Origin of the sequence: Actibacterium naphthalenivorans (assembly GCF_014196965.1) — a bacterium.
GTDB lineage: Bacteria > Pseudomonadota > Alphaproteobacteria > Rhodobacterales > Rhodobacteraceae > Actibacterium_A > Actibacterium_A naphthalenivorans.
The window spans coordinates 462,038-475,550 of sequence record NZ_JACIEQ010000001.1 but is presented as its reverse complement, the minus strand read 5'-3'; the positions used below and the strand labels follow the sequence as shown (position 1 = coordinate 475,550).

Below are 13,513 nucleotides of genomic sequence, written 5' to 3'. Positions count from 1 at the left end.
CGATCACCTCCTCGCCGGCGCGGGCTGGAACAGGCCGAGGTATTTCACGAATTCGGGCACCGCGACCAGCGGCAGCGCCAGCGCCACGATCCAGCCCAGATGCGCGGCGCCCAGCGGGGCGGTCTGCAGCAGGATCTGAAGCGGCGGCCAGAACACCGCGGCGACCTGCGCCCCCAGCATGGCGACCAGGGCCAGCAGCAGATAGGGGTTGCTGAACCAGCCGATGCGCAGGCAGGGCTGATCGAGCGAGCGGAAGGCGAAGACGCTCATCTTTTCGAACACCACCATGGCGGTGAAGGCGGCGGTACGGGCCACCGCCTCGCCCTGGGGCAGGAAGGTGTAGAACACGAACAGGCTGGCGCTGCCGGTGTAAAGGCCGAAAGCCGCGATCACCATCAGCCCGCCCCGCCCGACGATCGGCATGCCCATGCGCCGGGGCGGGCGCTGCATCTGGCCCGGCTCGCTTTTCTCGAGCCCCAGCGCGATCGCGGTCACGCCGTCGGTGATCAGGTTCATCCACAGGATCTGGGTCGCCAGAAAGATCAGCGGCCCGCCAAGAAACAGGTTGGCCGTGATCGCCACCACCTCGCCCGCATTCGACGACAGAAGATAGCCGACGAATTTCCTGACATTGTCGAACTGGCGCCGGCCTTCGGCAATGGCGCGCACGATGGTGGCGAAATTGTCATCCAGGAGCACGATGTCAGAGGCGTCCTTGGCCACATCGGTGCCGCGTATGCCCATGGATACGCCGATATCGGCCTGTTTCAGGGCCGGCGCGTCATTGACGCCGTCGCCGGTCATCGCCACCACCTGCTGCTGCGCCTGAAGCGCCTGCACGATGCGGAACTTGTGCTCGGGCGTGGTGCGGGCAAAGAGCACGCCGTCGGCGAGGATCGCGGTCAGCTCGGCGTCGGTCTTGTGTTCCAGCTCCGGGCCGGTCACGCACTGGCCGACGTCGAGGCCCAGCTGGCCGGCGATGGCGCGGGCGGTGACCGGGCTGTCGCCGGTGATCATGATCACCCGAACCCCGGCCTGACGCGCGCCACGGATGGCGGCCCGGACCTCGGGGCGCGGCGGGTCGATCAGCCCGACAAGGCCAAGCAGCACCAGCCCGTCTTCATCGGGTGTGTCCTCGGCGGCGGCGGCGGGTTTGCGGGCGATGGCGATGACGCGCAGCCCTTCGGCGGCGAGCCTTTCAAACGCCTCTTCGGCGGCCCGGCGGGTGGAAGTATCGAGCGGCACGGGGCCGGCTTCCGAAATCACCGCCGAACAGGCGCCGAGAATTTCCTCGGGGGCACCCTTGACGTGCATGACGGTTTCATCGCCGCTGCGGGCGATCAGGCTCATGCGCTTGCGTGCGCTGCTGAACGGGATTTCGAGCACGGTATCCTGCGGGTCGGGGATCGGGGCCCAGCCCTTGTAGGCGAGGGTGACCAGCGCCGCCTCGGTCGGCTCGCCGATCATCGTCCAGCCGTCGGGGGAATGGAACAGCCGGGCGTGGTTGCAGGTGATCGCGGTTTCCAGCAGGGCGGCCAGCGCGGTATCGTCCTCGGCGCGCACGCGCAGCCCGTCACGCGCGATATGCCCGGCGGGGTCATAGCCGGTGCCGGTGACGGAATAGGTCTTGCCGGGCATCCAGATCGTTGCCGCCGTCATCTTGTTTTCGGTCAGGGTGCCGGTCTTGTCGGTGCAGATGACAGAGGCCGCGCCCAGCGTTTCGATCGCCTTCAGCCGCCGCGCCAGCGCCTTTTGCCGCGCCATCGCCGAGGCGCCCAGGGCCAGGGTGATGGTGACGACGGCGGGCAACCCTTCGGGCACGAGCGCCACGGCCAGCGACAGGCCGGTCATGAACATCTCGACCGGCTCGCGCCCTGTCAGAACCCCGATGACAACGATCACCAGCGCGATGCCGACCGCGCCGAGGCCAAGCTGCCGTGACAGTTTGCCAAGCTGGATCTGCAGCGGGGTCGGCCGTTCGCGCACCGATCCGGTCATCCGGGCGATCTGGCCGAATTCGGTCTTGGCACCGATCGCCTGCACGATGCCCTCGGCGCGCCCGGCAACGACGGATGTGCCCATGAACAGGCGCGGATCTTCGTCAGAGGCGGTCTTGTCCACTGGCAGGGATTCGCCCGTCAGCACGCTTTCGTCCACGAGAAGCTGCACATCCGAGGTCAGGCGCAGGTCGGCCGGCACACGGTCGCCGGCATCCAGGATGACCAGATCGCCGGGCACCAGTTCGCGCGCCTGGATATGCTGCTCGCGCCCGTCGCGCAGGGCGCGTGCATTGGGCGAGAGCATGTTGCGCAGCGCCTCGATGGCATTTTCGGCGCGCCATTCCTGCACGAATCCGAGGATGCCGTTCAGCAGTACAACGAGCAGGATCGCGATCGTGTCGATGGCATCGCCCAGGGCAAGGGCAATGCCGGCGGCGATGAACAGGATCAGGATGAAAACGCCGGTGAACTGGCGCAGGAACAGCACAAGCGGCGAGACGCGCTTGGGCCGCGGAAGCTCGTTCCAGCCGTGAATCGCCCGCTGCGCGGCAACCTCGGCGCCGGTCAGGCCGGTTGTTTGCTCGGAAAGGGAAGCGGTTTGCGTCATGTAGGGGCCCACGGTTCAATGGGGAAACATTAGGTCATGCGGTGCATTTAACGTTGACGCGTGTCAAATGGATTGCAGATTGTGCGAAACCCGGGCGCACCATGCCGCACCGGCACGGCAGGCTGACGGGTTTCCAAGCAGACACGCCCGGGATTTCGGCGAAAGAGGTATGAACATGACAGCAGACAGCCACCCGCCATTCGACACGGCGTTGCGGGAAGACACGTCGCCCTTTCAGGCCCATCTGGGATATACGCTGCGCGACTGGCGGGCGGATTATGCGTGTTTCGAGATGCCGGTCGCGGAGTTCACGACGAACCGGCACGGGATTCCCCATGGCGGGGTCTACGGTGTTCTGCTTGATACGGCGATGGGATATGCCGGGTGCTATACCGGCGATCCCGCGAACCGGCGGTTCGCGATGACCCTGTCGATGAATGTGCTGTTCATTTCACGGCCGAAGGGCAAGCTGCTGATCGGCGAAGGGTGGCGCACCGGGGGCGGGCAGCGGACCTATTTCGCGGAAAGTGTCATTCATGATGAAACCGGCGAAAAGATCGCCACCGGCACCGGGGTGTTCCGCTACCGTTCGGCGGGCTGAACGCGGGCGCCGCGGGCTTCGCCGATGAACGCCTCCAGCCGGGCCGCGGCGGCGGTATCCAGGCGCAGGCCGAGCTTGCTGCGCCGCCACAGGATGTCGTCGGCGGATTTGACCCATTCGTTGCGGATGAGCCAGAGCACTTCGGCGGCGTGCAGCGTCGCGCCGAAATCCTCGCCCAGATCGGCGGGGCAGGTGGCCTGCCCCAGAACCGCATAGGCATCACGGCCATAGGCGCGCACCAGCCGTGCCGCCCAGGCCTCTGTCAGAAACGGGAAGACGGCGCGCAGCCGGGCCATCAGCGCGGAGGCGCCATCGACCGGGAAATCGCCGCCGGGCAGGGGCGCGCCTGCCGTCCACGGGCCGGACATCTGCGGGAAATGCCGCTCGAGCCGGGCCAGCGCCTGTTCCGCCAGCCGGCGATAGGTGGTGATCTTGCCGCCGAAGACGCTGAGCAGCGGCGCGGCGCCGTTTTCATCCTGCAGGGTCAGCACATAATCGCGCGTGGCGGCGGTGGCGCTGGAGGCGTTATCGTCATAGAGCGGGCGGACGCCGGAAAAGGACCAGACCACATCGGAGGGGGTCAGGGCCCGCGTGAAGACGCGGTTGGCGGCGGCGAGCAGATAGTCGCGCTCGTCTTCCGTGCAGATGGCCGCGCCGGGGGCGGCGCGGTGATCCTGATCGGTGGTGCCGATCAGTGTGAAATCGGTTTCATAAGGGATGGCGAAGATGATCCGCCCGTCGGGGAGCTGAAAGAAATAGGGCTGGCCGTGATCGAACAGCCGGCGCGTCACGATATGGCTGCCGCGCACGAGGCGGACGCCATGAGCCGCCTGCTGCCCCAGCCGGGTTTTCAGAATATCCTCGACCCATGGCCCGCCCGCGTTGACGATGCCCGCTGCGGTGACGTTTTGCGCGGTTCCTGTCTCGAGGTCGGTCAGTTCCACCCGCCAGCCCGCGCCGGTGCGCGCCGCGCTGTCGCAGCGGGTTCGGGTCAGGATGCGGGCGCCATGCGCCGCGGCATCGCGGGCGTTCAGCACCACGAGCCGCGAATCCTCGACCCAGCAATCGGAGTATTCGAAGGCCCTGGCAAAGCGCGGCTTCAGCGGTTTGCCCGCCGGGTGATCGGCCAGCCGCAGGGTTTTGGTGCCGGGCAGGATGCAGCGCCCGCCCAGATGATCATAGGCAAACAGCCCTGCGCGGATCATCCATGCCGGCCTGCGCCCGCGCAGAAAGGGCGCCGCATAGCGCAGAACCCGGCCAAGGCCGGAGGCATCGGCAGGAAAGCGCAGCGCCGGATCGTAAGGCAGCACAAAGCGCAGCGGCCACGAAATATGCGGCATCGCCCGAAGCAGGGTTTCACGCTCTTTCAGCGCCTCGCGGACGAGGCGGAACTCGAAATATTCGAGATAGCGCAGCCCGCCGTGAAAGAGTTTGGTCGAGGCGGAAGAGGTGGCCTGCGCCAGATCGCCCTGTTCGCACAGCAGCACCGAGAGCCCGCGCCCGGCCGCATCCCGGGCGATGCCGCAGCCGTTGACGCCGCCGCCGATGACGACAAGGTCGAAATGCGCCGCGCTGTCGCGCTTTGTCTTGCCGGTCATGGTTCCTGCGCCCTTTCGGCCTGTTCCGGCGCTGTAGAAAGGCGGGCGGCGGCGTCGGGTCAAGCCGGAAAATCGCGCGGGGGCGGAAAGCCGTCATGGTGTGCCCGGGCGCCCGGCCGCGCGGGCGAAGGGCGGCGGCGCGGCGCGGAACGGGACAGGCAACAGTGCGGCGTAAGATGGCGGATTGGCAAATGTTCGCCTCCAACAGGATGAAATGCTTCGTGTATTTTCGAAATTGTGTTTTATGGCGTGGCGGGTGACTCGCGTATTAAGCCTGCCGCATGTCAAACTCCGGCCCGGCCGGAACAGGGGCTGAGTAGTGATGGAACGATTTTTGTTTCGCAAGATCCAGGTCTGGGTCGTTCTTGTTTTGCTGTTTCTCGGTCTGCTTGGTGTCGTCGCCTTTGGTGTCGTGGTTCGAAGCCGGACGCTGGGATATCACAAATTCGGGGTTGCGGGCGAGATCGCCTATGCTCTGGCAAGCAGCCCGGACACGCTTCAGAAAATCCTGCGCCCCTATGACCGCATGATCGCGCAGCACTACCGCGACCCGCGCTTCCCCGGGCGGCGCGGCTGGGAGGTCAAGACGCCCGCGTCTGCGGCCGCGGTGGACGGGTACCTGCTGCTGAGCCGGTATGACGGTGATGCGCGCCGCCACATCGTGGAACTGGTGGATCTGTCGACGCTGGAAACACCCCATAGCTGGATGCCGGACTCGGACGCTCTTTTTGACGGATTCGTTCAGGGCAAGGAATACAACAATCTTCCGGTCAACGCCGAGACGTTCCGCATCCTGCATCCGTATCTGATGGAAAACGGGGATCTGATCGTCAAGGGCAATTTCTCGCCCATGGCGCGCGTCGATGCCTGTGCGCAAAAGGTCTGGGTCAACAGCGATCTCTTCCACCATTCGACCGAACGGGCCGCAGACGGAACCTTCTGGATTCCGGGCGACCGCGACCCGGCGGAGCTGGAGCATGTCCCGCCGACTTACTACAATGATTCCCTGACCCAGATCACCGAGGACGGGGAGGTTCTGTATTCCAAATCCCTGACCACGATCCTGATCGAGAACGGGTATGAATACCTGCTGACCAGCATGAACGCGGGCTATAGCGATGACCCGATCCACCTGAACGATATCGAGCCGCTTCTGCAAGACGGACCCTACTGGAAACGCGGCGACCTTCTGATCAGCATGCGGCACAAATCGGCGATCATGCTGTTCCGCCCCTCGACCAATGAAATCCTGTGGCTGCGGTCGGGCCCCTGGGCGTTTCAGCATGATGTGGATGTGCTGGGCGATGGCCGGATCGCGGTGTTCAACAACAACATGCGCTCGCGCCATGGCGGGCCGGTTGTCGACCCGTCGAATGACGTTGTGATTTACGATTTCGCGACAGACACTGTCAGCACGCCCTATTCGGATATTATGCTGGACGCGGACATTCGCACCGTCTCCGAAGGATTGTATACGTTTCTGCCCGGCGGGCAGCTGATGGTTGAAGAATCTGACTACGGACGTATCCTGTTTTTCGATCAGGATGGTAAGATTGCGCTTGAATATGTGAATGGCGGAAGCAGCGGAGTGCCATACAGGCTGGGCTGGGTCCGATATGTGACCAGGGAGTATGGTGATGCGGCATTATCCAACATCCGGAAATCGGCTTGCGACGGTGGCTAGGCGGGTTCTTCTTCTGGCGGCGCTCGGGTTTGTTCCGGTTGCGGCGCAGGCCTATGTGGGGCCGGGGCTCGGGGCCGGGGCCATCGCTGCGGTTCTGGGGGTGCTCGGCTCTATCTTTCTGGCGCTGTTCGCGGTGATTTACTATCCGATCAAGCGCATGTTGAAAAAGCGCAAGAAGGCCACGCCGGTGGAGATCGTCGGCGACAGCGCCGAGGAATGAACTGGGCGCTGATCTTCGCAGCAACGCTTGTTGCCTGTGAGATCCTGCTGGCGCTGCCGTTTCAGGCGAAACTCTCCACCGTTACCGGTTTTTCCACGAAAGCGGCCCGCGTGGTATCGAGCGCGAAGGTCTCGGACCACTGGAAAGAGCGTGCGCTGCCGGCGTTTGCCCTGCGCATCGGGCTGGCCTGCATGGCGCTTCTGGGCATGCTCGTGCTGATCATCGTTCCCTTCGGGCTGGCCGGGCTGCTGTATGATGGCGGACCCGCGGCCCTGACGGAAACCATGCTCCGCCCGCTGGTGATGCTCGGCATGATCGTGGGCTCCATCGGCTATATGAAACTGCGCGTCGGGGGCGGGGCGAAGGCGCAATCGGACTATTCGGCGACCGACAGGTTTCTGCACCGCGTGGCGCTTGGCGCGCCGGTGCTGCCCGAGGTGATCCATGATGTGGAGCGTGGCCTTTATCTGAAGGGCGCGCCGCCATCGCGCGAGGGGGCGCATGTGTTTGTCTGCGGGCTGGCGCGGGCGGGCACCACCATCCTGACGCGCGAGCTGTACAATACCGGCCAGTTCGGGTCGCTGACCTATCGCGACATGCCGTTCGTGATGGCCCCGAACCTGTGGAACAACCTGTCACGCTCCAGCAAGATGGAGGCCAAGGACCGTGCGCATGGCGATGGCATCCAGGTTGATCTCGACAGCCCCGAGGCGCTGGACGAGGTGTTCTGGCGCGTTACCTGCGGCGACGACTATATCCGCGACGACGGGCTGGCCCTGCACAAGCCGGATGCCGATGCGCTCTCGGGCTATGCCGATTTCATCAGCCTGGTGCTGCGTCGCACCGGGAAAGAGCGCTATCTGTCAAAGAACAACAACAACATCCTGCGCATTCCTGCCCTTGCCGGGTATTTCCCCAGGGCGCGGTTCATCGTGCCGGTGCGCGATCCGCTGCAGCATGCCAACAGCCTGCTGGGTCAGCACAAACGGTTTCAGACCGCCGATGCGTTCGAGACCGATTATTTCACCTGGCTGGCGCATCACGAGTTCGGCAAGGCGCACAGGCCCTTCCTGTTCAAGGGGCGGCCGCTGACCAGCCCCGATGACGTGAACTATTGGCTGGAAACCTGGATCGCCACCTATAGCCATCTGACCGCGGTGGGCGCCAAGGTGGGCGCGGCGCTGCGCTTTGTCTCCTACGAACGGCTGTGCGGCGATCCGGCCTATCGCGCCGCGCTGTGGCAAAGCCTTGGCATCGAGGATGCGGAATTCGCCGAGATGCGGAACATTCCGCAAAAACCCGTGGACGGTGTCCGGCCGGAGCTGGCAGAGGCCGCCGCCGCGCTCTATGCCGAGATCGGCCGTTTCTGAGGCGCGGGCGACAGCAGCCTGTCCCAGGCGGCATCCTTCAGCGCCCAGACGAGCGACCGGTGCCAGACGATCATCACCATGACGATCAGCAGTGCGGGCAGGCTCTTGAGCAGGGCAACGGCCAGGATTTCGGCGCGCGTGTCAAACCCCAGAAAAGCGTGGAGCTTGCGTATCACCATCAGGTTCTGGGCCGGGGCCAGCAACACCGCCAGAGACAACAGCGCGACCGCGCCGCCGGGCAGGTGGCTGCGCAGCGCCATCAGCACCGCCAGCGGAATGAACAGCATCGTCAGATAGTGCGACCAGATCACCGGTGACAGCACGACGACCAGCGCAAGGCCGGTGGCATAGACCGCGTGCCGTTCCGCCGCCGGGGGCAGGGTGCTTCGGATCTGGCGGGCCAGCGCCCAGAGCAGCGCGGCCGATGTCAGCAGGCGCAGGGCCGTGAGGATCAGGCCGGCGGTGGCCGGCAGGCTGGCTTCGGTCTGATAGGCTTCGGGGCGCACGAAGATCGGCTCTATCCACGAGAACGGGCTGCTGTTCATCCAGGGCGCCATCAGGCTGCCGCCCTCGGCCAGGACGCGGGCGAGAAATTCCTGATGCAGCGGCAGGCCGAACATCTGCAGCGAGAGCGCGCCGAGGCCCAGGCCGGCGGCCAGGGCCGTCAGCCGGAAGCGGTTGGAGGACAGTACAAACAGCAGGATCGCCGCCGGGGCAAAGGCGGGCTTGATCACGACGACCGCGCTGAAGGCCAGCGCCGTCCAGACAAGGGCGCCGCGGGTAAAGGCGATGTGCCCCAGCACAAGCAGCAGAAACACGAAAGGCGTGGTCTGGCCGCCGACGCGGTAGATCGTCCAGAATGGCTGGAACAGCAGGGCGGCGATGGTGAAGAGGGCGAAGAACACCGCCCGGTCGCGCGGCGTGTCGCCGGCCAGGGGGCGGCAGTGCAGGTAGAGCAGCACCAGCCCCGCGCCCTGCGCGAGCGTGCCGGCGAGTTTGAACCAAAGCAGCGCGGTGCGCGGCGGCAGCGCCGCCATCGGGGAATAGAGATAGCTGGTCAGCGGGGCGCTGAAGAAGGTCATGTTGCCCAGCGGCTTTTCCCCGGCGATCTGCGCGAACGGGTCGTAGAGGTCGGCGAACTTACCGGCCTGCGCCTTGCGCCCGGCATCGTAGAAATTGGCGAAATCGAGGCCCAGGCCCCAGGGCGTCATGATTCCCCACGCGATCAAAGCTGCGATCAGGATCAGCGCGGCGATGCCCGCTGAGCGAAATAAAGTCACGGACATACACAATCCCCCCGATACGCCGGTACTGTTAAACAGATGTTCTCAATTATTGCACTGTGAACCGATGAGCATTTGACAGGACTGCCCGATTTGCGCCACAATTTTTTCGTGGCGGCGTAACAGGTGTTTTGAGATGTTTCATTTTTCGCATATTCGGCGGGCCGCGCTTGTGACCTGTGTACTGGATGCGTTCCGGGTGCTTTTGCCGCCGCAACCTGAATACCGGGTGATCCGCTGCCGGGTTCACAGCACGCCACCCGCCTGCGCCCGCAATTCCCGAAATCTGTTGTAAAGCGTTCGCCCTTTGCCCGCGGGCGCATTTTTTATTGGATTGGTCCTGTCATGAAGTCGCCGGAGCTTTCTGAAAAGCCGATCTCGATCACAGATTACATCGCGATCGCGCGGCCCGATCACTGGGTGAAGAACATCTTCATGCTGCCGGGCGCGGCGCTGGCGCTGATCGTCGACGATCAGGCGGGGCTGGGCGCGCTGGCCTGGCTTGTGGTCGGCATCGTGTCGACCTGCCTTGTCGCCTCGGCCAACTACACGATCAACGAATATCTGGATGGCGAGTTCGATCGCCACCACCCGACGAAATCCAGCCGCCCCACGGCGCAGGGGCGCATCCGCCCGCAGTTCGTGTTGCTGCAATATCTGCTGCTGGGGGGGATCGGCCTTTATCTGGCCAGCTTTCTGAACCCCATGTTCTTTTATGCCAGTGTTCTGCTGCTGATCATGGGCATCCTGTATAACGTGGAACCGATCCGCACCAAGGATCGCGCTTATCTGGATGTGCTGTCGGAATCGGTGAACAATCCGATCCGGCTGGTGCTGGGCTGGGCGGCGATCACGACCATCGTGCTGCCCCCGTCGTCTTTCCTGCTGAGCTACTGGATGGGCGGGGCCTATCTGATGGCGATCAAGCGCTATGCCGAATACCGGATGATCAACGATCCCGCGCGGGCGGGGCTCTATCGCCGGTCTTTCCGGATCTACACCGAGAATTCGCTGATGCTGTCGGCTTTCTTCTATGCGCTGACGGCGGTGTTCTTTCTCGGGATATTCCTGATCAAGTACAAGATAGAGTTCATCATCAGCTTTCCGTTCTTCGCGCTGCTGTTCGTGTGGTATCAGAACATCGCGCTGCGCCCCAAGTCTGACGCGATCAACCCCGAAAAGATCTACATGGAGCCGAAGTTCCTGGGGTTCGTCGCCTTTCTTGTCGTTCTGGTTCTGGCGCTGTTCTGGATCGACATTCCCTATATCCAGTTCCTGACCGATCATTCGGTGGTGCGGGACATGCGTATCGAGTAATCGCCGGCCATCGGCGCATTTGTTAAGCAGGAAGCCTTCCCCCATGTCGAAATACTTTGTCTTCATCATCGTGACCGTCGTGCTGAACGCGGCGTCGCAGCTTCTCATGAAATCGGGGATGAGCCAGGTCGGGCAGGCGGAGTTTTCGGCCTCGCGGCTGGTGAACCTTTTGATGGGGGCGGTGACGAACCCGTTCATCGTGCTGGGGCTGGTGACGATGACGATCAGCATGGGCACGCATCTGATGTCTCTGTCGCGCTTCGATGTCAGCTTTGCCTTTCCGTTTTTGTCGATCGCCTATGTGATCGTGGCGGCCTGGGGGCATTTCGTGATGGGCGAGACGGTGAACCTGACCCGGATGATCGGCATCGGCACGATCATTCTGGGCACCGTCATTCTGGCGCGAAGCTGAGCGGGAAGACGGCGAATGAAACATGTACTGATCGGCGGCAACGGCTTTCTGGGGCGCGAGACCGTGCGCCAGATGCTGGAGCGGGGCGGGGCGGAGATCGTGGTGGTGGACCTGCCCGAAAGCTTCGTGAAATTCCCCAAGGTTACGAACCCGCGCGTCACTTATGTCGAGGCTGATATCGCCGCGCCCGGCGCGCTCGACGGTATCGCGCTGCAGCCCGAGGATGTGGTGCATCATCAGGCGACCAAGCTGATCATCCCCAATCAGCCGCGTTTCGGCCGCGACGCGTTTTTCCGGCTGTGCGCGGTGGATGGCACGCGCGAGGTTCTGGCCTGGATGAAACGGCAGGGCAACCGCAACCTGATCTTCTGGAGCACGGATATGGTTTACGGCCCCGCGATCCAGATCCCGCGCCCCGAAAGCCACCCGCGCCACCCGTTCGGGCCCTATGGCCGGTCGAAAGTGGCGGCCGAGGATCTCGTGAACGCGGCCGTGGCCGCCGGCGACATCACCTGCACCACATTCCGCCCGCGCCTTATTCTGGGCCCAGGCCGGCTGGGCATCCTGGAGGTGCTGTTCAAGCTGATCGACAAGGGCCGGCCGGTGCCGCTGATCGGGCCGGGCGAGAACCGGTTTCAGTTCGTATCGGTATCCGATTGCGCGCGCGCCAGCCTTCTGGCCGCCGACAAGGGCTGCCCGGTCGGCGTGTACAACCTGGGCTCGGAGAATTCGCCGACGGAGTATGAGCTGATGACCGAGTTCATCCGGCGCAGCGGCTCGCGCTCGCGGGTGATCCGCACGCCGGGCTGGCTGGTGAAGGGCATTCTGCGCGGGCTGAACCTGTTCAAGATCGCCCCGATGGACCCGGAGCAGTTCGAGATCGCCGATCTCGAGGTCTCGCTCGACATTTCGGCCGCCAAGCGCGATCTCGGGTGGGTGCCCGAGCATGAGGATACCGATATGCTTTATGCCGCCTATCAATCCTATCGCGACGGCGCGGCGAGCCTGCCCTGACGGGTCAGAACCCGGCGATGGTCAGGACGCCGACGCCGGGAATTTCGGTGACGAGCGGCGCGCCCGTCCCCACCACGGCGGGATCGGGCAGCTCTTTCGACCCGGACCCGACCGCGTAGGACAGTTTGTAGCGCCCCGGCGGCAGGCCGTGCAGCACAACCGGCCCGGCCTTTTCGGCCTTTACCACGACCGTATATTTGCCGTTGGTGTTGATGAAGGCCAGCGGGTCGAAGTTGCGCGGATCATCCGAGGTGGCGCCGATGCGCCGGGCGCCATGCCGGATATAGCGGAAATACTGCAGATTATAGCGGATCTCGGGGCGCAGGGTCAGGTTCGGGTGGGCGGAATCGCGGTTTTCGACATCGTAATGCCCTTCGATCACGCGCCCCTGCCAGGCCGAAACCTCGCCGTTCTTGAGATCATTGTGCAGCACCTTGTAGGTGGCCTTGCCGAACCACCATTCCAGCATCGCGGTGCGGATGCCCAGTTCGCGCCCGCGCGCGGCGATGTCGCGCAGCACCTTCTGCCCGCCGCCGCGATAGCGGTGATAGGAGAACTCGACCATATGTTCCTTGGCCCCGGGCACCGCGACGATGTCGTCCAGATAGGGCAGGGCGTTGCGCATGTCGGTGACGGAGGGGGCGACGAAGGCGGGCGAAAAGCCATTGGCGCGCAGCCGTTTGGCCGTGGCCGCCATGGCGCGGCCGATGTCGGTGCCGTTCCATGAGTTCTTGGAAAGGTCGGGCTCCAGGATCACCTCCCACATGTCGGGGACAAAGCCGTAGGTGTCGCGCATGTGGATATAGGTGGCGAGCACGAGTTCGGCGTATTCCTCGGGCTCCATGTGGTAATAGCGACCATCGCGGAAGGCGACATAGCACAGGTTGACGATCAGCCGCTCGCCCCGCGCCTGCAGCCGCCGCATCAGCGGCAGCACGCCATTTTCGATATGCCAGTCCAGTTCGGCGAAATCGAACCCGCGCCAGTTGATCGAGAACGGATCGCCGTTGTCGTTGGCGGTTTCATAGCGGCGGCTTTTCCAGCGATTATAGGGGAGCTTTCCGCTGATGAAATCGGACACGATGCCGGTGGAGCTTTCGGCGCCGGCGCGGATTTCCAGCCGCACCCGGTTGATCCCGACCTCCGAGACCAGACGGTCGAGCATTTCTTCGCGGTAGCGCACCCAGGGCGGGGTGTGCGGCGTGTCGACCATATCGGCCGTCGCCTCCCATCCGTTGATGGTCTGGAAGGTGGTGGCCGGATCGAGCGTGATTTCGGCGGCGCGGGCCGGGCCGGAAATCTGGGCGAGCGCGGCAAGTGCCAGGCAAATAAACAAATGGCGGAAAGCTGTCATTGGCATGTCGTGCCCCTGAATCGTGTCGGTCAAAGCAATTGCGGGCAAGATGC

11 protein-coding genes are annotated in these 13,513 nt (G+C 64.1%); 7 read left to right on the top strand and 4 right to left on the bottom strand.

What is annotated here, in order from left to right; translation table 11 throughout:
• Window positions 1-3: 3 nt before the first annotated feature.
• The gene (locus GGR17_RS02255; protein ID WP_054538256.1) at window positions 4-2,607 is read right to left on the bottom strand and encodes a cation-translocating P-type ATPase; all 2,604 of its coding nucleotides are present in this window, start codon (window positions 2,605-2,607) and stop codon (window positions 4-6) included.
• A 175-nt stretch (window positions 2,608-2,782) separates the two neighbouring features.
• Between GGR17_RS02255 and GGR17_RS02250 the strand changes: the two genes are divergently transcribed.
• Window positions 2,783-3,208 (top strand): PaaI family thioesterase, encoded by a 426-nt coding sequence (locus GGR17_RS02250; protein ID WP_054540330.1) that lies wholly within the window; start codon window positions 2,783-2,785, stop codon window positions 3,206-3,208.
• Here GGR17_RS02250 and glpD read toward each other — a convergent pair.
• Window positions 3,190-4,806, bottom strand: a complete 1,617-nt coding sequence (glpD, locus tag GGR17_RS02245; RefSeq protein ID WP_054538257.1) for a glycerol-3-phosphate dehydrogenase — start codon at window positions 4,804-4,806, stop codon at window positions 3,190-3,192. The genes GGR17_RS02250 and glpD overlap by 19 nt on opposite strands.
• Window positions 4,807-5,128: 322 nt before the next feature.
• On the opposite strand from glpD, the gene GGR17_RS02240 reads away from it, so the two are divergent.
• The 3 genes from GGR17_RS02240 to GGR17_RS02230 are packed head-to-tail and all read left to right on the top strand — an operon-like array spanning window position 5,129 to window position 8,080.
• Window positions 5,129-6,490 carry an arylsulfotransferase family protein gene (locus GGR17_RS02240; RefSeq protein ID WP_054538258.1) on the top strand — a complete coding sequence of 454 codons (1,362 nt, stop codon included), beginning with the start codon at window positions 5,129-5,131 and terminating at the stop codon, window positions 6,488-6,490.
• The gene (locus GGR17_RS02235) at window positions 6,483-6,710 is read left to right on the top strand and encodes a hypothetical protein (protein ID WP_235974396.1); all 228 of its coding nucleotides are present in this window, start codon (window positions 6,483-6,485) and stop codon (window positions 6,708-6,710) included. Before GGR17_RS02240 ends, GGR17_RS02235 begins: the two co-directional genes overlap by 8 nt.
• Complete coding sequence (locus GGR17_RS02230; protein WP_054538260.1) at window positions 6,707-8,080, top strand: sulfotransferase; 1,374 nt, start codon at window positions 6,707-6,709, stop codon at window positions 8,078-8,080. Before GGR17_RS02235 ends, GGR17_RS02230 begins: the two co-directional genes overlap by 4 nt.
• Here the strand turns inward: GGR17_RS02230 and GGR17_RS02225 are convergent.
• Entirely contained in the window at window positions 8,056-9,366 is a 1,311-nt protein-coding gene (locus GGR17_RS02225) for a glycosyltransferase 87 family protein (RefSeq protein ID WP_054538261.1), read from the bottom strand. The genes GGR17_RS02230 and GGR17_RS02225 overlap by 25 nt on opposite strands.
• Before the next feature lie 342 nt (window positions 9,367-9,708).
• Here GGR17_RS02225 and GGR17_RS02220 point away from each other — a divergent pair, with 342 nt between their 5' ends.
• From GGR17_RS02220 to GGR17_RS02210, 3 genes are read left to right on the top strand one after another with little or no spacing between them, the layout of a single operon-like run.
• Complete coding sequence (locus GGR17_RS02220; RefSeq protein ID WP_052071458.1) at window positions 9,709-10,680, top strand: UbiA prenyltransferase family protein; 972 nt, start codon at window positions 9,709-9,711, stop codon at window positions 10,678-10,680.
• Between the two features lie 43 nt (window positions 10,681-10,723).
• On the top strand, window positions 10,724-11,092 hold the full coding sequence (locus tag GGR17_RS02215; RefSeq protein ID WP_037209146.1) for an EamA family transporter: 369 nt from the start codon (window positions 10,724-10,726) through the stop codon (window positions 11,090-11,092).
• A 15-nt stretch (window positions 11,093-11,107) separates the two neighbouring features.
• Window positions 11,108-12,106, top strand: a complete 999-nt coding sequence (locus tag GGR17_RS02210; RefSeq protein ID WP_054538262.1) for an NAD-dependent epimerase/dehydratase family protein — start codon at window positions 11,108-11,110, stop codon at window positions 12,104-12,106.
• Window positions 12,107-12,110: 4 nt separating this feature from the next.
• Here the strand turns inward: GGR17_RS02210 and GGR17_RS02205 are convergent, their stop codons facing one another.
• Complete coding sequence (locus tag GGR17_RS02205; RefSeq protein ID WP_157445515.1) at window positions 12,111-13,466, bottom strand: glycoside hydrolase; 1,356 nt, start codon at window positions 13,464-13,466, stop codon at window positions 12,111-12,113.
• Between the last annotated feature and the right edge of the window lie 47 nt (window positions 13,467-13,513).

Coding starts and splice junctions, on each gene's coding strand:
- GGR17_RS02255 (WP_054538256.1), bottom strand. CDS start 2,607: ATGACGCAAACCGCTTCCCTTTCCGAGCAAACAACCGGCCTGACCGGC.
- GGR17_RS02250 (WP_054540330.1), top strand. CDS start 2,783: ATGACAGCAGACAGCCACCCGCCATTCGACACGGCGTTGCGGGAAGAC.
- glpD (WP_054538257.1), bottom strand. CDS start 4,806: ATGACCGGCAAGACAAAGCGCGACAGCGCGGCGCATTTCGACCTTGTC.
- GGR17_RS02240 (WP_054538258.1), top strand. CDS start 5,129: ATGGAACGATTTTTGTTTCGCAAGATCCAGGTCTGGGTCGTTCTTGTT.
- GGR17_RS02230 (WP_054538260.1), top strand. CDS start 6,707: ATGAACTGGGCGCTGATCTTCGCAGCAACGCTTGTTGCCTGTGAGATC.
- GGR17_RS02225 (WP_054538261.1), bottom strand. CDS start 9,366: ATGTCCGTGACTTTATTTCGCTCAGCGGGCATCGCCGCGCTGATCCTG.
- GGR17_RS02220 (WP_052071458.1), top strand. CDS start 9,709: ATGAAGTCGCCGGAGCTTTCTGAAAAGCCGATCTCGATCACAGATTAC.
- GGR17_RS02215 (WP_037209146.1), top strand. CDS start 10,724: ATGTCGAAATACTTTGTCTTCATCATCGTGACCGTCGTGCTGAACGCG.
- GGR17_RS02210 (WP_054538262.1), top strand. CDS start 11,108: ATGAAACATGTACTGATCGGCGGCAACGGCTTTCTGGGGCGCGAGACC.
- GGR17_RS02205 (WP_157445515.1), bottom strand. CDS start 13,466: ATGCCAATGACAGCTTTCCGCCATTTGTTTATTTGCCTGGCACTTGCC.